A 22635-nucleotide genomic window follows, 5' to 3' on the forward strand; every position below is an offset into this window, starting at 1 on the left:
ACGGCGAACTGACCCTCCTCGGGCACTGGGTGGCCCACTGGGAGAACAACCCCGGCGACCCGGACGCGCCCAGAACGCTGCCGCTGGGCGGGTTCAAGATGGCCTGCGCCTCCTGCGACCTCGCCTACCAGGCGGTCAACCAGCACATCGGGCGCCGGCTCGGCCACCGCGTCCAGGCGTCCGGCACCCACGGCATGTTCTTCCCCGGCTGGCGCATGCCCCAGTGGATGCGGGAACGGCCGCTTCTGGTGCAGCACATCAGGGAGAACGCGGAGGACATCGGCGCCTACCTGGACCAGGGCGGCGTACTCCAGGGCGAGCGGACCGAGGGGGCGCACGAGCAGTACCCCGCCGGGTCGTCGTCCGAGTACGAGTCCGGCGACGAGGCCATGGACACCGACGACTTCCCCGGCTCCCCGGCGCGCGGCACCTCCCCGCGGCTGCCGCGGACGGTGGCGCCCGACGAGCCCACCGCCACCCCGCCGGTCCCACGCGGTCCGCGCGACCACCGCCCTCGCTTCGTGGTGCGGTCCGGCTTCGACGCCCGCCGCTTCTCGTACGGGGGCGAGCCGGTCACCGATCTAACAGTGCGCCTGGCGATCCGGGGACCCGAGGACCAGGCCGAGCAGGTACGCCGCCGACTGGACGACGGCGTACGGCGGTTGCTCAACGACCCCGCCCACCGCCTGACCGGCGGCGACCGGCTGCACGTGACCGTCGAGCATGTGGACCCCGCCGACTCACCGCACCTCACCGTGGATCTCGTCGGCCGGGACCGGGCGATGGACCAGACGACCTGGTGGGCGGACGCGTCACCGGCTCACCTCGTCCACGAACTCACCCACCAGCTCGGCCTGCGCGACGAGTACCGGGACGCCGACGCGCCGCACCGCCCCCACGTCCCGGGCAGCCTGCTCGGCGCCCTGGACGAACAGCCCGAGGATGCCTCGCTCACCGCCGCCGGCCTGCGCGACCGGCACCTGGCGCTGCTGAGTGCCCTGATCGGCGAGGTCACACCCCAGCCGCAACGGGAGAGCGAGACGTGGGACGCGGCCCGTAGGGCCGCCACGCCCGTCACCCGACGGTCGGTCTGGGTCGACCCCGTCTCCCTGCCCCGGACCGGTCCGGCCGAAGTCCCGGCGCGCATGCCGCAGGACGCGACCATCACCCCCTTCCGATCGGGCGCCTACGAGTTCACGAACCTGAAGCACACCGACGAGACGTACCGCGACAAGGCCGTCCGCATCATCGACCTGCTGCGCAGGCACGACACGATCCGCGAGTACGTAGGCGGCCGTCCCTGCCGCATCACCCTGCATCTGCGCACCACGGAGACGCCGGCCGACGTGATCGACCGTGGTGAGGCCGGGGTGGACATCAACCTCGCGAGCTACTACTTCGAGAAGTACGACATCGGCCACATCATGGGGATGCTGGCCCATGAGATCGGCCTGCACCCCCTCGCCTCCCGGAACACGAACATCCCCGACGAGGAGGAGATGTTCGCGGGGGTCCCGCTCGCCGTACCCGGCCTGAGCGACCTGAAGACACCGCGCACCATGAGCACCGAGGGCGCGGGCCAGGCCGACCACATCATGGCCGCGTTCCCCAGCAGCACCCGCCACGGGATCTACCGTGACATCGTCGTGAGGATGGCGGACATGCTGGCCCGGGACGTCCGGGCGGGGGAGGAGGGTGCGCGGGACAAGGACGTCACCGACCTGATCGACACCTACCTCATGGACCTGGCGACCATCGCGGTCACCAACGACCGCCGCAAGGACGCGGCCTGGGAACCCCGCTACACGGCGAAGGTGTACAACGCCTACAAGGAGATGTTCGTCGCGCAGCTGCCCGACGACAGCCCCGTCCGGCCGCTGCTGCCCGCGAACAAGAGCTGGTACAACGTCACCGGCAACTTCCTCGGTCTCGGCACCAGCTTCACGTTCAACAACCAGGGCGACAGCATCCAGACCGGCACCGCCGCCACCGACGAAGCCCGTCCACGCCTTCCCCGGGCAGGCACCGGCACGGACCCGCAGCCGACGGAGACGCCACAGCGGCGACGCGACCACCGCCCCCGCTTCGTCGTGCGTTCCGGCTTCGACGCACGCCGCTTCTCCTACGACGGCGAACCGGTCACCGACCTCACCGTCCGTGTCGCGCTGCGCGGCACCGACGCCCGGACGGCCCAGGTGTACGACCGGCTCACCGCGGGTGTGCACGAGTTCCTGAACAACCCGGGGCACCGCCTCCCCAACGGCGACCGGCTGCACGTCACCGTCGAAGCGGTCCGGCCGGAGGACTCCCCGCACCTGACGGTGGACGTCGCGGGACGCGACCGGGTGATGGACCAGACGACCTGGTGGGCGGACGCCGACCCGATCCAGCTCGTCCACGAGCTCACCCATCAGCTGGGCCTGCGCGACGAGTACCGGGACGCCGACGCGCCGCACCGCCCCCACATCCCCGGCAGCCTCCTCGGAGCCCTGGACGAACGGCCCGACGACGCGTCCCTCACCCCCGCAGGCCTCCGAGGACGCCACCTCGCCCTGCTCGCCGCGCTCATCGGACCCGTGACGCCGGCGCCGCACCCCCAGGACGAGGAGCAGACCTGGGACGCGGCCCGTACCGGCACGGCACCGGTCACCCGCCGGTCGGTGTGGGTGGACCCGGTCTCGCTGCCCAGGACCCGGCCGACGGACACCGGACCCGAGATCGCGGCCCGCATGCCGCAGGACGGCACGTTCACGCCCTTCAGGTCCGGCACCTTCGAGTTCACCAACCTGAAGCACACGAACGAGCGGTACCGCGACAAGGCCGTCCGCATCATCGAACTGCTCCGGGACCACCCGACGATCCGGGACTACATCGGTGGGCGCCCCTGCCGCATCACCCTGCACCTGCGCACCACGGAAACGCCTGCCGACGTACGTGACCTGGGCGACGACGGTGTGCAGATCAACCTCGCCAGCTACTACTTCGAGAAGTACGACATCGGCTACGTCATGGGCATGCTGGCCCACGAGATCGGCCTCCACCCGCTCGCCTCCCGAAACCGGGACATTCCGGACGAGGAAGCGATGTTCCGTGGCATCCCGCTCCCGGTGCCCGGGCTGGCCGACCTGAAGACGCCGCGCACCATGAACACCGACAGCGCGGGCCAGGCCGACCACATCATGGCGGCCTTCCCCAGCAGCACCCGGCACGGGATCTACCGCGACATCGTCCTGAAGATGGCCGACCTGCTGGCCCAGGCCGCGCGGGACGGCGTGGAGGGCGCGAAGGCCAAGGACGTCACGGACCTGATCGACTGCTACCTCATGGACGTCGCGTCCATCGCGATCACCAGCGACTACCGGATGAACGCCGCCAAGGAGCCCGGCAACACCGCCAAGGTCTACAACGCCTACAAGGCCCTGCTCGCCCAGCACATGCCCGAGGACAGCCCCGCCCGCCCCTTGCTGCCCGCGGACAAGGGACTCTTCGGCGTCGTACGCGACTTCGCCCAGCTCGCCACCAGCCTGGCGACGAACAATCGCGGCGACAGCATCCAGCAGCCCCTCGCGGGCGACGAGGCACGCCCCCGGCTCTCGCCGGGCAAGGACGCGCCCGCGCAGCAGGCCCGCGCGGTCGCACCCCGCCCGCGCGACGGCCGTCCGCGCTTCGTGGTGCGGGCCGGCTTCGACGCACGGCGGTTCTCGTACGAGGGCGAGCCGGTCACCGACCTCACGGTGCGCCTGGCGATCCGGGGCCCCCAGGACCAGGTGTCGCGGGTGCGCGAACGGCTCGCGGCAGGGGTGCGCGCGTTCCTGAACACCCCCGCCCACCGTCTGCCGAACGGGGACCGCCTGCACGTGACCGTCGAGCACGTGGACCCGTCCGAGAACCCCCACATGACGGTGGATCTGGTGGGCCGGGACCGGCCGATGGACCAGAACAGCTGGTGGGCCGACGCCGACCCGGTCCAGTTCGTCCACGAGCTCACCCACCAGCTGGGCCTGCGCGACGAGTACCGTGACGCGGCGACCCCGCACCGCCCGCACGTGCCGGGCAGCCTGCTGGGTGCCCCGAACGAGCCCCCCGAGGACGCCTCGCTCGCCGCCGGTGGTCTCCGTGGCCGGCACCTGGCCCTGCTCGGCGCCCTCATCGGGGAGGTCACACCCGCCCCGGCGACGGACACCCCGCCGACCTGGGACGCGGCCCGTGCCGCGGCCGTACCCGATCCGCACACGTCGGTCTGGGTGGACCCGGTCTCCCTGCCCGAGCCCGGACCCGGCTCCGGGTCGGGCGACGCGGTCCCGGCGCGGATGCCGCAGGACGCGACCACCCCGGCCGAGCCCGCGTACGTGCCGTTCTCCTCGGGGAACCTCACCTTCACGAATCTGAGGTTCACGGACGACAGATACCTCGCCAAGGCCCTCCGGATCATGGACCTGCTGCGCAGGCACGACACGATCCGCGAGTACGTCGGCGGCCGTCCCTGCCGCATCACCCTGCGTGTGCGCACCACGGAGACGCCGGCCGACGTGATCGACCGCGGTGAGGCCGGGGTGGACATCAACCTCGCGAGCTACTACTTCGAGAAGTACGACATCGGCCACATCATGGGGATGCTGGCCCATGAGATCGGCCTGCACCCCCTCGCCTCCCGGAACACGAACATCCCCGACGAGGAGGAGATGTTCGCGGGAGTCCCGCTCGCCGTACCCGGCCTGACCGATCTGCGCACCCCCCGCACGATGAACACCGAGGGCGCCGGCCAGGCCGACCACATCATGGCCGCGTTCCCCAGCAGCACCCGCCACGGGATCTACCGCGACATCGTCGTGTCGATGGCCGGGATCCTCCATCAGGACGCGGCCGCCGGAGTGGAGGGCGCGCAGCCCAGGGACGTCACGGACCTGATCGACTGCTACCTGATGGACCTCGCCTCGATCGCGGTGACGAACGACCACCGGATGAACGCGGCGACGGAGCCCGGCTACACGGCGAAGGTCTTCAACGCCTACAAGCAGGCGCTCCTCGCCCGGTTGCCGGCCGACTCACCGCTGCGGGCACTCGTCCCGTCGGACAAGAGCATGTTCGGCGTCATCAACGACTTCCGGCGCATCGGCACCTACCTCGCGATCAACAACCGCGGCGACAGCATCCAGCAGACCGACCCGAACTGACCGAGGAATCCCCGCCGATCGTGATTGCGGGAGAAAGTGGCCGATGCCGCGAGGATTCGGGCAGATGAGCCAGGGGTGACACCCCACCTGTTCCGCCCGTCAAGATCCCTCAGTGCCGTCAGACTCCCGAGAGGAAACGCCCGTGCGGGGGCGTGGGCGGGGGTGATACGGGGTGGGTGTGACAGAGCGCGGCGATCAGTGGCGGGACAAGGACCCGTCCCGTCCGGTACCGCGGCACGTGGCCTGCGTGATGGACGGCAACGGCCGCTGGGCGCAGCGGCGTTCGCTGCCGCGCACGGCGGGCCACCAGGCCGCGGAGACCACCGTCATCGACATCATCGAGGCGGCCCGGGCAGCCGGCGTCGAATGGCTGAGCCTGTACGCGTTCTCCACCGAGAACTGGAACCGTCCCGGCACCGAGGTCGACTACCTGATGCGCCTGGTCCGCCGCGTCGTGCGCAAGCACGCGCCGCTGCTGCTCGCCCGCGGCATCCGCTGCCGCTTCCTCGGGGTCGCGGACCCGCGCATCCCCCGTGAACTGGCCCAGGACTTCGACGATCTGGCGACGCTGACCGCCGACAACCAGGGGATGACGCTGACGGTCGCCTTCGACCACGGCGGACGTCGGGACATCGTCGAGGCCGCCCGGTCCCTGATCCGCCAGGGGACACCCGCCGACGAGGTGACCGAGCACCTCTTCGCGGACCACCTTCCGTTCCCCGACACCCCCGACGTGGACCTCGTGATCCGCACGTCCGGCGAGCAGCGCATCTCCAACTTCATGCTCTGGCAGGTCGCCTACGCCGAGTGGGTCTTCCCCGAGGTGCTCTGGCCGGACTTCCGGGCCCCCGACTTCCTCGCCTGCCTGCAGACGTACCGGCGCCGTGACCGCCGCTTCGGCGGCGTGCCATCCCAGACGAACGGAGACCCGTCATGACGACTGGAACCACCACCACGGCCGAGGGAACACCCCTGTTCGGCCCGGAATCCCAGTTCCGTGCCTTCTTCGACGACCCGCGCTGGGCGCCGGCCATGATCCGGGCCACCGTGCTGGAGGCCGCCCACCCCCAGATCGGCGCCGCTCTCGTCGACAACTCCACCTTCGTCGCCCACCCGTGGCGCAGGCTGCGCAACACCTTCCTCAGCATGCGCCGCATGTTCGACGGCGACCCGGCGGTACGCGAACGGGAGGCCGCACGGCTCAACAGGCTGCACGCCCGGATGAGCGGTTCCGACTCCCGGGGCCGCCCCTACGACGCCATGGACCGCGCGACCCGCGCCTGGGTCGTCGCCACCCTCTTCGAGAGCGCCGTCACCATGTGCCGACTGAGCGGCCAGCCGCTCGACCAGGACACGATGGAGCGCATGTACGCCGAGTACCGGGCGTACCTCGCCGCGCTCGACGGCGACGCCGGAGAGCTCCCCGAGGACCTGAACGACTTCTGGCGGTACTTCGACAGGGTCGTCGAGGACGAGCTGGAGAACACCGAGGCCGCCCGAGTCATCCTCTTCCGGCTCTTCGACCACCTGCCCGCCCCGGCACTGCTCGGCGGCGCGCCGACGCTGTGGGCGGCCGGCCGGGCCGTCGTCGGTCCGCTCCTCGGCGCGATCACCGTCGCCTCGCTCCCCGAGTCCTACCGGCGCAAGGCCGGGCTGCCGGAGATGCCCGGTGCCTCGACGCTCATGCAGGGTGCCTACCTCGCCGCCGGGCTGACCCGTTTCCTTCCGGCCGGCTGGTTCGACGCCGAGACCGTCATCGAGGTCCTGTCCCTCTCGCCCGACAGTGACGATCCCCGCGCCCGGACCGTGACCGCGCTGCACGCCCGCATGAAGCAGGCGTCGGCGCTGCTCCGCCTCCTCTCGCCGCTGAGCGCGGACACCGCCCCCGACCCGGCCGCCCCCTCGGGCGAGGCCCGGCGTCCGGCGGAGGAGTTCTTCCGGGAGGTTCTGGACCAGACCGGCGACGGCCACCTCGACTGGCCGGACCTCGCGGCCATGGCACGCGAGCTGGCCACCCGCCTCGACCTGGACGAACCCGAGGAGACCCGGCTCTACGACGCCTTCGCGGCCTGGTGGCGCGAGCTTCAGGCCGCCCTCGACACGGACGGCGACGGCCGGGTCAGCGTCGAGGAGTACGCCGCCGCCGTACCCACGCTCGCCGGCCCCGCGCTCATCCGGGTCGCCGAGGTGCTCTTCGACGCCACCGACAAGGACGGCAGCGGGACCATCGACGCGGAGGAGTACCGGGCCCTCTTCCGCACCGCCTTCCACCGCGACCTCACCACCACCGACGGCACGTACGGGCGCAGCGCCTTCGTGGGCGACTTCCTCGCCTTCATGTCGGGCCGCCGCACGAACACCCCGTACGACCCTCTCCTCGCCGACGCCTGACCGCCTCCGCGAGGAGGCGCCCGGCTGCGCCGGGACGGGGCTCCCGTCCGCCACTCGGACGGAGTGGAGCGGGGGCCCCGACGCGTCGTCGGATTCGGCTGCGCGCGGCGGTCTGTACTCCACGGCCACCACTCCGTCGACAGTCCGGCACATGTCCTTGAGTACGGGGACGGCCGTCCGGGAGGACAGGTGCCCACTGAGCACGACATGGCCGTGCGTGACGTCCACCTGCACTTCGGCAGGGGACTCGCCCAGGGCCTTGACGAGGACCTCCTCGACGATCTCCCTGCGGATCGCCTGATCCGTCCGCAGATACACCCGCAGCAGGTCGCTCCTGCTCACCACGCCGATCAGGCGACCGTCGCCATCGACGACGAGGAGCCGCCGCACGCCGTGCCGCGCCATCATCCGGGCCGCCTCGACCACGCTCCAGTCCTCCCGCACACAGCGCCGGTGACGTCATCAGCCCCGCCGCGTCGGTGGCGCGCGCCTTGGCCCGCCCCGCGGAGGCGTCGGCCTCGTCCTCGCCTCCCACCACCGCTGTGGAGGGAAGCGTCCAGCGGCGCCTGGTGACGCCCCTGGCTCCCTCCTTCGGACATAGCCGCAAGCGCGCGGTGGCCGGCCTCCCAGGCAGGCGTTCGCACGACGGCTGACCGCCGGAGGGGCGTCCGACGCCACCGGCGGCCCTCGGCGACGAAGGCGCGACCTGCGCCTGGGCTTCACCTCAGGCGGTCGTGCCCGATGGCGACCGGGCCTGCGAAGCGTGAGCTTGACTTCAAGCGCTTGAGGTATCGGAGGCTGTCGGCATGGTGAGAGCGACCGGAGAGCAGAGCGGGCACCTGACCGTCCAGGAGATGGCGAGGCGCTCGGGCTTCAGTGAACCCACGCTGCGCTACTACGAGAGGATCGGCCTCCTGGGGGAGGTCGCCCGGGACGCGTCCAGCGGACACCGCCGCTACGCGCCGGCGACCGCGGAACGGGTCGTGGCGCTGGCCTGCCTGCGCTCGTCGGGCATGACGGTGAGCGGCATGCGCCGCTACTTGGACCTGCTCGCAGAGGGAGATTCCGCGGCAGCCGCCCAGCGGGATCTGTTCGCCGCCCAGGCGGACAAGCTCGCCGCCGACATCGAGCAGTCGCAGCTGCGACTGACCTAATCTCCGCCGCAAAGCCGACCTGTGGGACGCGCGGGTCCGTGGGGACGCCGCAGCCGAGAAGCAGGCGGTCGAGGACGTCACACGCGTCATGCACGACATCACACCGAAGGACTGAACACCTTGAGCACAGAAGATCTCATCCGTTCCCGCTCGGACCGTTGCACGGTCCTCGTCACCGGCGGGACCGGGTTCCTCGGCAGTCACTGCGTCGCCCGGCTGATCCGTGAGGGCCATCCGACCCGGGTGACGGTCCGCGCGCCCGGTCAGGAGGCCGAAGTCCGGGCGACGCTCCGGCAGGCCGGCGTCGATCCCGAGGACCGGTTGGAGTTCGCCGTCGCGGACCTCGCCGCCGACCACGGTTGGGCCGACGCCATGGACGGCGTCAGCCTCGTACTGCACCACGCGTCACCCTTCCCGTTCACCCCGCCCGAGCGGGAGGAGGACGTCATCCTCCCCGCCCGCGACGGCACCCTGCGTGTCCTCTCCGCCGCTCGCGGGGCCGGGGTGCCGCGGGTCGTGATGACGTCGTCCTACGCCGCTGTCGGCTACACGCCCAAACCCGGAAACCGCTACGCGGAAGACGACTGGACCGACCCGGACACCGAGGGCCTGCCCGCCTACCACCGGTCGAAGGTGCTGGCCGAGCGGGCCGCCTGGGACTACGTCCGCACCCATACGGACATCGAACTGGCGGTCGTCAATCCGACCGGCATTTTCGGACCCCAGCTGGGCGCCCGGCCGAACGCGTCGGTCGGCTTGGTCGAAGCCATGCTGACCGGGCGGATGCCGGTGGTGCCGATCATGTACTTCGGTGTCGTCGACGTACGGGACGTCGTGGATCTGCACCTGCGGGCCATGCTGCACCCCGACGCGGCCGGAGAGCGCTTCATCGCGGTCGGAGGGCCCGCGATCAGCCTCTTCGGCATGGCCCGGATCCTGCGGAAGCACTTCCCCGCCGCAGCCGATCTGCTGCCCTCCAGGGAGCTGACGATCGAGGAGGTCCGCGAGGCGGCGAAGACCGATCCGGCGCTGCGGGACGCCGCGGTGCTCGGGGGGAGGATCCCTCTGATCAGCAACGACAAGGCCAGGACGGTGCTCGGCTGGAACCCCCGCGACGTCGCCGACTCCGTCGTGGCCACCGCGGACAGCCAGCTCCGGCTCGGGCTGACGCTGCCCGACGCCGCCTGAGAGGTGCGGCCGCACGGACAGACCGCTGCCGACTGTTCCCACCCACTCACCGACCGGGTGGGAACAGGTTCCGCGGCCCGGCGGCCCGGCTATGCCGTGTCGTAGTCCCTCTGCGCGCGCTCGGCCACGGCCGGGTCCTTCGAGTCCGCGATCACCTCCGCGACGCGCAGGGTGCACTCCCACTCCGTCAGCTTGCCCTTGATCACGACCAGGTACGTCTCCTGGTCGGCGAAGCGGTACACCTGACGCCGCTTTTCGATGATCTTCTTGCTCGGCGTATACGTGTGGAGGGCCTCACGGAGTGCCTCCAGCGCATGGTCCCTGGTCTCCAGCCCACGGCGGATGAACTCGGTTCTGTGTACATCGCTGTAGTACTCCGCGATCACGACCCAGTCGCCCATGGACTCCCCCTCTGCGCCGCTGCCAGTCAGCCACAGCGCGGCCTGTGGAGCAAGAGGGGCGACGAGGGAGGGACACACTCGGGAAGCGGTCGCGTCAGGTGAGGTGCCACGTCGCGAAGATGAACAGCGCCGCTTCGATTTGAGCTTGAGTGCGGTCGTCGGTCAGGTCCGTGACGTTGACGCTGACCACTGAGGACCCCGGGTCGGCCGCGAGGCGCAGCGTCACGGGGACGGGGCCGTGCAGGGGTAGTCGTACCAAGTGTCCTGGTCGACGTCCGTCCCCGGCAGAGCGGTTTTGACGGCCAGCCAGTCCGAGTCGCCGAACATGTGTCCGGCGAACTCCGCGACCACTTCGCAGAAGGGCCGCAGGCTGTGGGCGGCCCTTCGTCAGGCCGGGTCGGCGACGTCGGTGACGCCGACCCACACTGGTCACCGGCTCGGTCCCGATGCAGGCGCAGTACCACGGGCGGCAGGGCGTGCTCGATGACGTTGGTGACCAGCTCGGACACCACGAGCAGCACCGACTCCGTGGCGGCCTGGCCCACGTGCCGGCCCCCGAGGATGGCTCGCGTGATCGCTCTTGCCGTACCGCCTCCAGGCTCTTGACCGAGGTGGTGGACGGTGTGATCGCCGCGATGCCGGAGCCGTGAGGCCCGGTGCACGGATCTTCCAGGCCGAGACGGGGTCGCGGCACTGAACCTGCTTCGCCCCGCCGCCGCAGGGCGGTCCGCCGGCTCAGTCGTCGAGGAAGGTGAGGGTTTCGCCGAGCGGGGCCCGGCCTGTGCGGGGGTACTGCGTCGCGGTGTCCTCGTATCCGATCGACATGCCGCAGAACAGCATCAGTTCGTCCGGGGGCCTCAGGATCTCGGCGACGGTCCGGTGGTACTTCGCCCACGCCATCTGGGTGCAGCTGTGCAGCCCCTCCGCACGCAGCAGAAGCATGACGGTTTGCAGGTACATGCCAATGTCGGACCATTGGGCGGGGCCCAGATCGCGGTCGATGTAGCAGAACAGTGCGGCCGGCGCCCCGAAGCACTCCCAGTTCGCGGAGGCGGCACGCTGGCGCGCCTCGATGTCGTGGCGCGGGATGCCCAGCGCTCCGTAGCGCTGCTCGCCGAAGGCGGCCCGACGCTCGCGGTACGGCGACTTGAGGTCCGGCGGGTACTGCTGGTACTCGGGCTCGTCCCAGGGGTCGCCCGCCGCCAGCCGCTCACCGGCGCGCAGACCCAGAGCGAAAGGGGACTGGTCCCCGGGGCGGTCGGTCGCGCGCGGGGCTGCGGTGCGGCGAGGAGTGTCGGCGGCCATGAGGGCCAGCCTACCGCCGGGCATTTCACCCGATACGCCGTGCCGGCCGGGCGTCAGAAGGCCGTGAGGGGCTGGCTGGAGGGGAGAAAGTCACGCCAGTGCTTTGCGGGGAAGAGTTCGTCGGCCAGCTGGAGTATGCGGAGGGGCTGGCGGCTCAACCCCGTGACGGTGAGGGTGCGATGGGCGATGCGGCAGGCCTGGCGCTGCTGGTCGAGCAGGTGGAGACCGGCGACGTCTATGAAGCCGGAGTGCTCGAAGTTCCACGTGAGGTGGGTGACCGTGGGCGGCAACTCGCTCGAGGCGGCGGTGAGCAGGGCGGGCAGGGCCTCGTGGTCGACGTTCCCGTGCGGAGTGATGACCGCGGTGACGCCGTGGTCGGTCGTGGTGATGAGCATGTGACGCTTCCCCCTTCCGGGGGTCATGAGTCCGTCGGCATAGGGGCACTTGTTCCAGCTGCCGTCGTGCCGATGGCGGGTCCGGTTGCCCGTGGGGAGGGCGATGCCCGGGAGGCCCGTGGACCGGCCTCTCGTGCATCTCACCGAGGACCGGTCAATCTCCTGTCCTCTCACTGTCCCACAGCGCACCTCCGGCCCGACAGGCAGCGGTTGCAGGAGAGCTCGCCACCCCTGCGTGCCGGGCCCCTCCCGCGGTGCTCTCGATGCGCAGTCGGCCACATGCCAGGCGGCTGACTTTGCACGGGTCGGTGACGATCTGCATGACGGGGCCCGGCAGGCGCGGTTGGAGAGGGAGTGGGTTCATGGTCATCGCGGTGCGGCGCTACGGTCTGACCTGGACCGACCCCGACGGTGCGGCGCAGGCGTCGGCAGCAGTGTTCGAAAAGTCCGCCGCCATCCGGCGCCGACGCGCGCTCGAAGCCTCGGGCGGTGACGGCACCTGGGCCGAGATCGCCTACACCCGGCCGCAGGCCAAGCCTGTGCGGTTCACGAGCTCCGAGGTCACCCCTGACGCCTGACGGCGCACCCATGCCTCCTGCAGTGCCGTCTGCGCCGTCCGGCCTCCGAATACAGAGAGTCTGAACACGCTGTATGGTTATTGGGGAAATGACGTCGGGCCGCCGTGCGCAGACCACTCTCCCCGCACCGTGACGACGGCCCTCTCCAGGCAGGACACAGCTATGACGCCGATAACCACTCCCTTCGGGATGCGCGCGACCGCCGCCGAGGTGCTCGACGGAGTCGACCTGCGCGGCCGACGGATGATCGTGACCGGTGGGTCCTCCGGGCTCGGCCTCGAGACGGTCAGCGCGCTCGCCGGGGCCGGCGCCGAGGTGACGATCGCCACCCGGAACCCCGACGCGGCCAGGTCTGTCGTCGAAGAGTTCCCCGGCACCCGGGCGGCCGCGCTCGAACTCGGGGACCTGGATTCCGTCCGTGCCTTCTGCGACTCCTGGGATGGGCCGCTTCACGGCCTCGTCGCCAACGCCGGCGTGATGATGCTCCCGACCCGGCAGGTCAGCGCCCAGGGCTGGGAGTTGCAGCTCGCCACGAACTACCTCGGTCACTTCGCCCTGGCCGTCGGGCTTCACTCCGCCCTGAGGAGCGCGGAGGACGCCCGCGTCGTCGTGGTCAGCTCCGGCGCACAGCTGCGAGCCGGGTTCGACTTCGACGACCCCCAGTTCGAAGAGCGTCCCTACGACCCGTTCGTCGCCTACGCGCAATCGAAGACCGCCGACGTGCTGCTGGCCGTCGGGATCAGCCGGCGGTGGGCCGGGGACGGCATCACCGCCAACGCCTGCGCTCCCGGCTGGATCCACACCAACCTCGCCCGTCACCTCGACCAGGCCACCCTGCGAGCGCTCGGCGCCCTGGACGAGGACGGCAACCTCGTCACCCCGGACTACTACAAGACCCCGGCGCAGGGCGCCGCCACGAGCACTCTGCTGGTGGCGTCACCTCTCCTCGACGGCGTGACCGGCCGGTACTTCGAGGACAACCAGGAATCCGAGGTCGTCGACGGCGGGCCCGAGGTGATGGCCGGCGTGGCGAAGTGGTCGGTGGACGCCGAGGCCGCCGACCGGCTGTGGGACTACGCTCTGCCCGTGGTGCGCTGATCCCGCAATCCGCCGCACCCCGCGGAGCGCACACGCGCGAGGACGTACGAGAAGGATCTTGATGAGACCGGTCACACGACGCCAGGCCGACCACCACGCCGCACGCTCGGCCGCGACGGTGGCCCAGGTCATGTCCACTCTCCGGCGGCTCCTGGAGTCCGGCGAAGCCTTCTCCGAGATCAGCGTCCAGCGGATCCTGGAGGAGGCGGGTGTCTCCCGGGCCACGTTCTACGCGCACTTCCAGAGCAAGTCCGACGTCCTGGTCAGGCTCACGAACGACCTGCGGGAGTCGCTGCTCGCGCACGCCCGGCAGTGGAACCCCGCCGCCGGGCCGGACGCGCTCGCGCGCTTCTTCGAAGACGTGATCAAGACGCACCGCCTCCATCAGAGCCTGATCGGAGCGGTGCGCGAGGCCGCTGCCTACGACCCCACGGTGCACGACTTCTACACGGCCGACCTCGAGGGTTTCGACGCGAACGCCCTGCGGTCCCTGCTCGCCGACCAGGCGGCCGGACTCGCCCCGGCCGACCTCGACGCGGCCTCCGCCAGCCGCATCATCGTTTGGGGCGGCGCACAGGCGATCGCCCACCACATCAGCGTCGACGACGGCAGCGGTGACCGCACGTTCGCCCGCGAACTCGCCCGGATCTGGTGGCACGGTGCCTACCGGCGCCCCGGAACCGACGGCGCCGCTCAGACGGACGGCGCGGCCGGCTAGCATCACCGCCGTCCTCGCGCCCACCGCACCGGGTCGTGCCGCGGACGGGTGGTGCGACCGGTGGGCGAGCTCGACCTGCTCGCGAACGGGTGTTTGCCAGGTACAGGGGAAAGTGCTCCGGCCGTAGCTCCCCCCATGGGCGGGTGTGCGTCCGTCGGCGCGGCGAAGCCGGTCAGCACGCTGCTCAGCACACACAACGGCATACCGGCCGAGGGGGCGTACGCGCCGGCTTCCGCCACGGATCGCCCGAAGGCGTCAAGTGAGGAGCGAGCGGCCTGTGGGCTTCAGCCGGAGTTGCCGAGGTGCGGCCGTCTGCTCCCGCTCGATGTCCGGCAGAATCTCGTCCCGTACGCGGGGACGGGCCCGGACATCGGCGAGGTGCCGCAGATACGCGCTCTCGTCGGGGTAGGAGGCGAAGAGCGCGGCGACGTTCTCCCCGGTGCGAACCGGCAGCCTGGGGAACGTGTTGTGCGCCGGCTCCGTGACCAGAGGGCCGAGCGGCGGGGGACCCGTCTCAAGAAGCGCGGGGACCAGGCCGTCCCGGATCCGCGCGGCGCCGTCGTCTCGCCCGGGGGCGAAGGACCACACGGTGGCCGCCACGAACCGTTCGGGCGACGATGCGCCGATCGGAGGCCTTGCCCGGGAGGAGACAGCGAAGTCCGTGTCGGCCGAGGAGGGGCGAAGCAGCAGGACGTCGTCCGAGTCGATCATGGCATTGTTCGCCCGGGCGCCGTGCCTGGCCCAGACGGGTCCGCCGTAGAAAGCGGTGAGGGCGCGATGACGTGCCGTCATGTCGCTGAATCCGCGCAGCCAGACGAAACGGTCCGGATCATCGAGATCCCGGAACTGGCCGAGCACGGTCATCCCGGCCTCCTCCTGCGACTCGACGAACTCCCGGTCGAACAGCTCGACGAACTCGTCGCGTCGGCCGGGACGCAGCGTGTACTGCCGCAGCTCGATCACGGTCGCGCGGTCGGCGAGGTGCGGTGGGGGCACGGGGGTCTCCTGTCATTCGTCGTGGGTCGTGCGTGAGCACGTGGCCGGTCCGGCGGGAGCCGGAGCCGGAGCCGGACGCCGGTCGACGGTAGGGGACTCGTGTGCCAGGTGCTGTCAGGGTTTTCCGAGGAGAATGCGTCCGTGTCTGCCAGTAGGTTGTTGTCGGTGCTGCTGTTGCTCCAGTCCCGGGGCCGCCTGCCCGCGAGGGGGATCGCCGACGAGCTGGGCGTGTCCGTGCGGACCGCGTATCGTGACCTGGCTCGACTCCAGGCGGCGGGAGTTCCGGTCTACGCGGAGCCCGGGCCAGGAGGCGGCTACCAGCTGCTGGACGGATATCGCACCCGATTGACCGGGCTGAGCGAAGGTGAGGCGCGGGCACTGCTCTTCGCCGGACTGCCCCACGCCGCCGCCGACTTGGGGCTTGCGGCCGAAGTGACGGCGGCACGGCTGAAACTGCTGGCCGCGCTGCCGACCGGACTGCGCGAAGAGGCCGCGCGTACCGCCGCCGTGTTCCACCTGGACGCCCCCGGTTGGTACCGAGAGCCCGAGCAGGCGCCGCATCTCACGCTCCTCGTCGACGCGGTACGCACCGGGCACACGGTGGACGTGCGTTACCGCCGCTGGCGGGTGCCGCAGGAAGTGCAGCGCCGCCTTCGTCCCTACGGCCTGGTGCTCAAGTCCGGCGTCTGGTACCTCGTGGCCGCCACGGACCGCGGGATGGCGACCTACCGTGTCGCCCACATCATCGACGCGAGCGTGGGCGACGAGCGCTTCGACCGGCCGCAGGACTTCGACCTGGGCGCGCACTGGGATTCCTATCTCGCGGATTTCCAGGCGCGTCGCTACACGGGCGAGGCCACCATCCGTCTGTCGCCCCGAGGGCGTCGACGTCTGCCCGACAACGTCGCCCCGGAGGTGGTGCGGGCGGTCGACTCCACGGCGACCGCCGTCCCCGGCACCGAATGGGTCGAGGCGGTCATCCCGATCGAAGGCGTCGAGCACGCACGCGGCGAGCTGCTACGGCTCGGCGGGGACGTCGAAGTCGTCGCCCCGGTCGAACTGCGCCGGGCCATGGCCGCCACCGTGCGGTTGCTCGCCCGTACCTACGACGTCATCTGAGCCGCGGGCCCTGGAGATCGGCAGCCGGGCCGGCTCCGCCGTCTCCCGTTCGATCTCCGTTGCCCCGGCCGAGTGAAGGAACGAGGCAGGACGGCTCGCGCCTGACATGCCGCGAGAGGTGAAAGGCGCTGCCCCAGCCTGGCATCGAGCAGTTCGACAACCACCGCTGATCACCGCCTTGACGGGTGACGCGGAAGATTGCATGATTGCGTCACCGCCTCAACCGGTGACGCCACCTAGGTGTCGGCCGGGAGGTGTCCTCACACCTTTCTCGACCCGGACCCAGATATGGAGCCCCAACCATGGCAGTCACCTACACCGCCGTTGTCGACGTCGACGGAGAGGGGCGCAACGGCGGTCACGTCAGCTCCTCCGACGGCCACCTGGACACCAGCCTGGCGATACCGAAGGAGCTGGGCGGCGCGGGTGGCGCGACCAACCCCGAGCAACTCCTGGCCGCCGGATGGGCGGCCTGCTTCCTTGGCGCACTGCGCCGCGCAGCGATCGAGCGCAGGATCCGGCTGACGAGCACCACCATCACGGCGGAGATCACCCTCACGCACGGTGACGACGGGGAGTTCTCCCTGTCCGCCGTCCTCAACCCCGTCGTCGGCGGTGTCGACCAGGCCACCGCCCAGCAGCTCGCCGAAGCCGCGCACCAGATCTGCCCCTACTCCAAGGCGACGCGCGGCAACGTGCCCGTCACCATCAAGGCCGCCGCGGCCTGAGCGGCCACCTGAACGCGGGTCCCGCACACCCCCCCGGATGCGGGGCCCGCACCCCTCTCCGGTCGGCCCAGGCCGCCGTGGCCACACACGCAGGCCGCAACCCTTCACACGTATCCCAGGGCGGACAGTGCCGTCACCCTGGACGACTCATCGCATCATCCGAATCGAAAGTGAGAACTCCGCTGTGGACATGAAGCTCGAAGTCGTCGTTCTGCCGGTCTCCGACGTCGACCGCGCCAAGGCCTTCTACTCCGAGCGCCTAGGCTGGCGTCTCGACGCCGACTTCCCGATCGACGACGGCTACCGGGTCGTGCAGGTCACCCCGCCCGGCTCCGAGTGCTCGGTCATCTTCGGACGCGGTCTGACGGCGCAGGGGCCCGGCACACTCCACGGCCTCCAGCTGACCGTCACCGACATCGTCGCGGCGCAGAAGGAACTGGAGTCCCGCGGCGTGCAGGTCTCCGGACCGTTCCGCGACGCGACGGGCGTCTTCCACCACGCCGGCGACACCCACCGCGTCCCCGGGCTCCACCCGGAACGGGCGAGCTACGGCACCTTCGCCGCCTTCGCCGATCCCGACGGCAACGAGTGGTTCCTCCAGGAGGTCACCGAGCGCGCTCCCGGCCGCTGAGGCCCGGTCCCGGCGCCGTCGGATTCGCCGCAGCGCCGGGACCGCCGATCCGGAGGGGCCGTCGCCCCGCCGCACACCACTCACCTCCAGGAGGCCAGGCATGGCGACCGAGGACTTCCGTACGTACGACGTCATCGTGATCGGAGCGGGTCCGGTCGGCGAGAACGTCGCCGACCGCACCGCGGCAGCGGGCCTGAGCACCGTCATCGTCGAGAGCGAACTCGTCGGCGGCGAATGCTCGTACTGGGCCTGCGAACCCAGCAAGGCCCTGCTGCGTCCAGTGCTGCTGCGCGCCGACGCCGTGCACATCCCGGGCATCGACCCGGCCGTCCGCAACCCGCTGGACGCCAAGGCGGTCCTCGCCCACCGCGACCGCATGTCCGCCGACTGGAAGGACGACGGCCAGGTCGAGTGGCTGGAGTCCGTGGGCGTGGAACTGCTGCGCGGTCACGGGCGCCTGGCGGGCGAGCGCGAGGTGTCCGTCGAGACGCCCGACGGCGAGACCGTACGGCTGCGCGCCCGGCACGCGGTGGCCCTGTGCACCGGCAGCCGGGCGGCGCTGCCCACGGTGCCCGGCATCGAGGACGTGAGGCCCTGGACGAGCCGGGAGGCGACCGCTGCGGTCGCCGCGCCCCGCCGCCTCGCGGTGGTCGGCGCGGGAGTGGTCGGCATCGAGATGGCCACCGCCTGGCAGTCGCTGGGCAGCCACGTGACGCTGCTCGCCCGTGAGGCAGGGCTGCTGCCCCGTATGGAACCCTTCGGGGGTGAACTGGTCACCGAGCGACTGCGAGAGGCGGGGGCGGACGTGTGGTTCGGCGTCTCGGTCACCGCAGTGCGGCGAGTGCCGGCCGGGCAGTCCGACGAAGTACGGGTCACCCTGTCCGACGGAGGCGAGGTCGTCGCCGACGAGATCCTGTTCGCCACCGGACGCGCGCCGCGCTCCGCGGACATCGGACTCGAGACCGTGGGACTCGGCCCGGGGGAGTGGGTCGCCACCGACGACAGCCTGACCGTCACCGCCGTCCCCGGGGACTGGCTGTACGCGGTGGGCGACGTCAACGGCCGGGCGCTCTTCACTCACCAGGGCAAGTACCAGGCCAGGATCGCCGGTGCCGTGATCGGCGCCCGGTCGCGGGGGGAGCGGCCGTCGAGCGGACGCTGGACACCGCACAGTGCCACGGCCGACGGCGCGGCCGTCCCGGGCGTCGTCTTCACGGACCCCGAGATCGCCACGGTGGGCCTGACCGCCGCCATGGCCGAGAGCGCCGGCCGTGACGTCGAGGTCGTCGACTACGAGCTCGGCGATCTCGCGGGCGCCCAGCAGTACCGCCCCGGTTACCGGGGCAGGGCTCGCGTCGTCATAGACCGGGACCGGGAGGTCGTCGTCGGCGCCACCTTCGTGGGGCCGGGAGTGAGCGAACTGCTGTACTCGGCCACAGTGGCGATCGCGGGCGAGGTTCCCGTCGAGCGCCTGTGGCACGCGGTACCGGCCTTCCCCACGATCAGCGAGGTGTGGCTGCGTCTGCTGGAGGCCAGGAGGGACGCATGAGCAGCGCAACGGAACTCGCGCTGATCGCGCCGGGCCTGCCGGCCGCCGAGACCCGGAGCGATCGGATCATGGGGCCGTCTGCGACGGGCTGAGGGTGTACATCACGGAACGGCCCTGCTTATGGCGCCGGATCCGCCCCTTGGCCACCAGGGACTCCAACGTGTTCCGCACCACCTGCGGTGTCGGCCGGCGGTCCGGGTGCTTCTCCAGGAGCCCGTCGCGCAGTTCCCTCGCCGAACACGGCTCGTCGTGCTCGCCGAGCAGCTCCAGCAGCAGGTCACCGAGGAGGGGCCGCCGCTCGGTGGCGGCACTGGTGCGCCTGGGCCTGTCGACGACAGGATCGTCCTGCGACTGCTCGGGCAGCCGGGACGGGGCCGCGAAGCTCTCGTACCGCTGGGCGAGCTTCAGGATGTCGGTCAGGAGGGCCTCCTCCTGCTGCAAAACCGCCAGCCGCTCCGTCAGTTCGCGCTGGCGACGGCGGTTGTCCTCCAGGTCCGACGCGGCTTGGTCCACCAGACGCGACCGGAGGGTGGCGGTTGATCGGCTGGTCACAACCGTTCTAACTCCCTCACATGGATGTTGCTGCGCATGGTACCCACGGTGCCGAAACCTTGCGCACACGTGTCGACCGCGCAGGGCACGCCGGGCATGCTCACTTTTCACGATAGGCGCAGCGGAGCCGATGTATGAGGGAGGCGCAGGTATGTGCCGCCGTCTGCCGCCGGTCCCGGGGCCATGTCCATGCAGCAGGACGCGCGACACGTGTGCCGGGACAGAGCCGGGGGACGGAGCCGGGCGTGGCCGGGCGGTCGTCAGTTGGTGGCGCCCGCCGCCACCGTCTTCTTGCGGGCGCGGTAGGCGGCGGCCTTGTACTTGTTGCCGCACGACTCCATGCCGCACCAATGGCGCCGCATACCCCGTGACCGGTCGATGTAGACGCGGGTGCACTCGGGGTTGTCGCACTCCTTCAGCAGGGGCACGTCCGGTCCGCTGAGCAGCTCGACGGCTTGCCGGGCGACCGTGGCCAGGGCCTGGGCGGGCGTCGCCTCGGTGTGTCGGCCTGCCGGGGTGAGCTGGGGCGTCGCCGGAAGCTCGCGCGCGGCGGCGTTGAGCACGGCGAGGGCTTCGCGGTCGAACTCCTCGCCGAGACGGCGGTCGGTGATCAGATGGTAGAGAGCCTCGCGCACGCGAACCGCTGTCCGGACGTCGTCCTCGTCGGCGGGCGCGATCGCGTCCACGAGCCCGGACTCCAGGTACCAGGCGTTGAGCCGGTCCGGTGTCACGAACATCTCGAAGCGCTTCGACCGCCGGGCCCTGAGGGTGGCCGCGAAGTCGAGCGCCGGATGTCCGCAGACGAAGACATGGTTGAGGTTCACGTCACCATTTTGACAGGTGACCGGGCGGGGGCGCAAGGGCTGATCGCCGTCGTGGTCGGTGGCCCTGGTGAGAAGGGCCCGCCGGGGCCGCGTGCCGCACCCCCGACGGCGCGACGCACGGCGCCCGGTCGGGCCGGAGCTCTTAGGACCGGGCCGGCGTACCCTCCGGCTCCCGGTCGTTGCCCGGGGCGAGCCGGATCTCGCGGCCCGGCCACCGGTGCCGCAGCCAGCGGTCGTGGCTGGCTACGACGATCGCCCCCGGCCCGGTCGCGAGCGCGTCCTCGAGTTCGTCGCAGAGCCGGGGAGAGAGGTGATTGGTCGGCTCGTCCAGCAGCAGCAACTGAGGCGGGCGGGCGACCAGCAGCGCCAGTGCCAGTCGGCGGCGCTGCCCCACCGACAGCCGCCCGACCGGCTTGTCCAGGTCCGCCTCGTGCAGCAGGCCCAGCGAGGCCAGGGGCACCTCCTCCGCCCGGGCCGCGCCCAGCGCCTCCTCGTAGGTGGCGCGGACCGTGCGCTCCGGCCGTTCGAAGACGGTGTCCTGGGTGAGCAGCCCCACCGACAGCCCGCGCCGCCTGTGCACCTCGCCCCGGGTGACCGCCAGCCGACCCGCGAGCACGGCCAGCAGTGTCGACTTGCCCGCGCCGTTGCCGCCCGTGACCAGGAGCCGGTCGGTGGCGGCCACCTCCAGCCCGTCCAGCGTGAGCCGTCCCGGTACCCGCACGTCACGTACGGCGATCAGGGGCAGCGGGCCCTCCTCCGACCGGGCCGCCAGGTCACCGGCGGCGAACCGCAGGGGGCGCGGCGGCTCGGGGACCTGGACGCGCTCCAGTTCCGCCAGTCGCCGCGTGGCGTCGCGGACCCGGCGGGAGATCGAGTTCTGGACCCGGCCCGCCCGGTGGCCGTACCCCATCTTCTCGTTGTCGGTGCGGCCCCGGTCCGGGGCGACCCGGTGCGCGGTCACCCCCGCCGACGTACGCAACTCCTGGAGCTCCTTCTGTTCTTCGACGTAACGCTGTTCCCACCGCTGCCGCTCGGCGTGCTTCTCGGACAGGTAGGCGCTGTAGTCGCCGCCGTAGCGGACGGGGCCGTCCACCGCCGGGTCGAGGTCGATCAGGTCGGTGCAGACGGCGTCGAGGAACGCCCGGTCGTGGCTTGCGAGCACGACGGTTCCGGGCAGCGACCGGACCTGTTCCTCCAGGAAGGCGGCGGCCCGGTCGTCGAGGTGGTTCGTCGGTTCGTCCAGGAGCAGCGCGGAGGGTCGCCGGACGAGCAGCGCGGCCAGGGCGAGCCGTCCGCGCTGCCCGCCAGAGAGCGAGCCCATGGTGCGGTCGTGTTCCACGGCACCGAGGCCCAGACCGTCCAGGACCAGGGCGGCGCGCCGGTCGGCGTCCCAGGACTCACGGTCCTGGGCCTGTTCCAGGCGGATGCCGTAGGCGTCGAGGACGTCCTGGTGGCCGGGGTCGTCCTCGGGCACCCGGGCGAGTTCCCCGGCGAGCCGGTCGAGCTCGGCCAGGTCCTCCCGGGACTCGCGCAGCGCCTCGTCCAGGACCGCCGCGATGGTCGTGCCGGCCTCGAAGGGCATCTCCTGGTGGAGGAAGCCGAGGTCGGAGGGGCGGGTGACACGGCCGGCGTCGGGGTCGTCCACGCCGGCGAGGAGGCGTAGCAGGGTGGACTTGCCGACGCCGTTCTCCCCGATCAGGCCGATGCGGTGGCCGGGGGAGGCGGTCAGGGAGACACCGTCGAGGACCCGGCGCCCGCCCAGGTCGTGGACGAGGTCGTGGGCGAGAAGTGCGGGCTGGGGCACGGTAGGTCCGTCCTTCGTGATCGGTGGTCG

Annotated in this window: 19 protein-coding genes and 2 pseudogenes; 12 read left to right on the forward strand and 9 right to left on the reverse strand. The window is 71.4% G+C overall.

Going from position 1 to position 22635, the window contains the following annotated elements:
• The 3 genes and pseudogenes from KBY32_RS12015 to KBY32_RS12025 form a co-directional block, all read left to right on the forward strand.
• Positions 1–5174, forward strand: a pseudogene (locus tag KBY32_RS12015) (hypothetical protein); the annotation flags it as partial.
• Positions 5175–5352: 178 nt separating this feature from the next.
• Positions 5353–6111: a polyprenyl diphosphate synthase gene (gene uppS / locus KBY32_RS12020; protein ID WP_210979926.1), complete on the forward strand. Its 759-nt coding sequence runs from the start codon at positions 5353–5355 to the stop codon at positions 6109–6111.
• A complete protein-coding gene (locus KBY32_RS12025; protein WP_210979927.1) occupies positions 6108–7565 on the forward strand; it encodes an oxygenase MpaB family protein in 1458 nt (485 codons plus the stop codon). Before uppS ends, KBY32_RS12025 begins: the two co-directional genes overlap by 4 nt.
• A 177-nt stretch (positions 7566–7742) precedes the next feature.
• Here KBY32_RS12025 and KBY32_RS35285 read toward each other — a convergent pair.
• Positions 7743–7973 (reverse strand): annotated as a pseudogene (locus KBY32_RS35285) (CBS domain-containing protein); the annotation flags it as partial.
• A gap of 398 nt (positions 7974–8371) precedes the next feature.
• On the opposite strand from KBY32_RS35285, the gene KBY32_RS12035 reads away from it, so the two are divergent.
• A complete protein-coding gene (locus KBY32_RS12035; RefSeq protein ID WP_247689331.1) occupies positions 8372–8719 on the forward strand; it encodes a MerR family transcriptional regulator in 348 nt (115 codons plus the stop codon).
• Between the two features lie 120 nt (positions 8720–8839).
• Positions 8840–9907 (forward strand): aldehyde reductase, encoded by a 1068-nt coding sequence (locus KBY32_RS12040; protein WP_210979928.1) that lies wholly within the window; start codon positions 8840–8842, stop codon positions 9905–9907.
• 89 nt (positions 9908–9996) lie between these two features.
• On the opposite strand, the gene KBY32_RS12045 is transcribed toward KBY32_RS12040, so the two are convergent.
• The 4 genes from KBY32_RS12045 to KBY32_RS12060 all read right to left on the reverse strand — a co-directional run bounded on the left by KBY32_RS12045 (position 9997) and on the right by KBY32_RS12060 (position 12008).
• Complete coding sequence (locus tag KBY32_RS12045) at positions 9997–10308, reverse strand: hypothetical protein (RefSeq protein ID WP_210979929.1); 312 nt, start codon at positions 10306–10308, stop codon at positions 9997–9999.
• A 94-nt stretch (positions 10309–10402) separates the two neighbouring features.
• Positions 10403–10534: a hypothetical protein gene (locus tag KBY32_RS35660; RefSeq protein WP_282107987.1), complete on the reverse strand. Its 132-nt coding sequence runs from the start codon at positions 10532–10534 to the stop codon at positions 10403–10405.
• A 509-nt stretch (positions 10535–11043) separates the two neighbouring features.
• Complete coding sequence (locus KBY32_RS12055; protein ID WP_247689332.1) at positions 11044–11613, reverse strand: nitroreductase family protein; 570 nt, start codon at positions 11611–11613, stop codon at positions 11044–11046.
• A gap of 53 nt (positions 11614–11666) precedes the next feature.
• Positions 11667–12008: an STAS domain-containing protein gene (locus tag KBY32_RS12060; RefSeq protein ID WP_055620484.1), complete on the reverse strand. Its 342-nt coding sequence runs from the start codon at positions 12006–12008 to the stop codon at positions 11667–11669.
• A 362-nt stretch (positions 12009–12370) separates the two neighbouring features.
• Here KBY32_RS12060 and KBY32_RS12065 point away from each other — a divergent pair, with 362 nt between their 5' ends.
• The 3 genes from KBY32_RS12065 (at position 12371) to KBY32_RS12075 (ending at position 14402) form a co-directional block, all read left to right on the forward strand.
• A complete protein-coding gene (locus tag KBY32_RS12065; protein ID WP_210979931.1) occupies positions 12371–12586 on the forward strand; it encodes a hypothetical protein in 216 nt (71 codons plus the stop codon).
• 162 nt (positions 12587–12748) lie between these two features.
• Entirely contained in the window at positions 12749–13684 is a 936-nt protein-coding gene (locus KBY32_RS12070; RefSeq protein WP_210979932.1) for an SDR family NAD(P)-dependent oxidoreductase, read from the forward strand.
• Positions 13685–13745: 61 nt separating this feature from the next.
• Complete coding sequence (locus tag KBY32_RS12075; RefSeq protein ID WP_210979933.1) at positions 13746–14402, forward strand: TetR/AcrR family transcriptional regulator; 657 nt, start codon at positions 13746–13748, stop codon at positions 14400–14402.
• Positions 14403–14657: 255 nt separating this feature from the next.
• Here KBY32_RS12075 and KBY32_RS12080 read toward each other — a convergent pair whose 3' ends face one another.
• Positions 14658–15398 carry an NIPSNAP family protein gene (locus tag KBY32_RS12080; protein WP_308293702.1) on the reverse strand — a complete coding sequence of 247 codons (741 nt, stop codon included), beginning with the start codon at positions 15396–15398 and terminating at the stop codon, positions 14658–14660.
• Positions 15399–15539: 141 nt separating this feature from the next.
• Between KBY32_RS12080 and KBY32_RS12085 the strand changes: the two genes are divergently transcribed.
• The 4 genes from KBY32_RS12085 (at position 15540) to KBY32_RS12100 (ending at position 19425) form a co-directional block, all read left to right on the forward strand.
• Positions 15540–16517, forward strand: coding sequence for a YafY family protein (locus tag KBY32_RS12085; protein ID WP_210979934.1), 978 nt, complete (start codon positions 15540–15542; stop codon positions 16515–16517).
• A gap of 302 nt (positions 16518–16819) precedes the next feature.
• Entirely contained in the window at positions 16820–17245 is a 426-nt protein-coding gene (locus KBY32_RS12090; RefSeq protein WP_055620490.1) for an Ohr family peroxiredoxin, read from the forward strand.
• Between the two features lie 184 nt (positions 17246–17429).
• Positions 17430–17876 carry a VOC family protein gene (locus tag KBY32_RS12095; RefSeq protein ID WP_210979935.1) on the forward strand — a complete coding sequence of 149 codons (447 nt, stop codon included), beginning with the start codon at positions 17430–17432 and terminating at the stop codon, positions 17874–17876.
• A gap of 100 nt (positions 17877–17976) precedes the next feature.
• Complete coding sequence (locus KBY32_RS12100; protein WP_210979936.1) at positions 17977–19425, forward strand: NAD(P)/FAD-dependent oxidoreductase; 1449 nt, start codon at positions 17977–17979, stop codon at positions 19423–19425.
• A gap of 66 nt (positions 19426–19491) precedes the next feature.
• Here KBY32_RS12100 and KBY32_RS12105 read toward each other — a convergent pair whose 3' ends face one another.
• From KBY32_RS12105 to KBY32_RS12115, 3 genes are all read right to left on the reverse strand, one after another.
• Positions 19492–19977: a hypothetical protein gene (locus tag KBY32_RS12105; protein WP_210979937.1), complete on the reverse strand. Its 486-nt coding sequence runs from the start codon at positions 19975–19977 to the stop codon at positions 19492–19494.
• A 260-nt stretch (positions 19978–20237) separates the two neighbouring features.
• Positions 20238–20801, reverse strand: a complete 564-nt coding sequence (locus KBY32_RS12110; protein WP_055620493.1) for an ABATE domain-containing protein — start codon at positions 20799–20801, stop codon at positions 20238–20240.
• A 142-nt stretch (positions 20802–20943) separates the two neighbouring features.
• Positions 20944–22605: an ABC-F family ATP-binding cassette domain-containing protein gene (locus tag KBY32_RS12115; protein ID WP_210979938.1), complete on the reverse strand. Its 1662-nt coding sequence runs from the start codon at positions 22603–22605 to the stop codon at positions 20944–20946.
• Between the last annotated feature and the right edge of the window lie 30 nt (positions 22606–22635).

The organism is Streptomyces sp. RK62, assembly GCF_018070255.1.
In the GTDB taxonomy this organism is placed as follows: Bacteria; Actinomycetota; Actinomycetes; order Streptomycetales; family Streptomycetaceae; genus Streptomyces; species Streptomyces nigra.